Genomic DNA, 239 nt, shown 5'->3' on the forward strand with positions numbered 1-239 from the left:
TAATTCCTCTGTTGGCAAAAGCTTTCTTTGCGTCGGATAGATGACACCAACCGTTCTGGTCAGATTGCTGTCTGCAATCGGAATAATAACGGTAGAGCGGGGCGTATTGTCGACCAGCGTCATCTCAGGCATTAATGCAACCCCTAAACCAGCGGACACTAACCCTTTTAATGCATCAATATCCTTGCCTTCAAAGGCAATACTCGGTGAGAAGTGAGCGTCCTTGCATGCTTGTACGA

At 47.3% G+C, this 239-nt stretch carries 1 protein-coding gene; it reads right to left on the reverse strand.

Annotated elements, in window-relative coordinates; translation table 11 throughout:
• The coding region (locus tag EOC06_RS39335) for a LysR substrate-binding domain-containing protein (RefSeq protein WP_245470488.1) at positions 1–239 on the reverse strand (239 nt) is incomplete at both ends.

The sequence above is a fragment of the Mesorhizobium sp. M7A.F.Ca.MR.362.00.0.0 genome, assembly GCF_004023175.1.
In the GTDB taxonomy this organism is placed as follows: domain Bacteria; phylum Pseudomonadota; class Alphaproteobacteria; order Rhizobiales; family Rhizobiaceae; genus Mesorhizobium.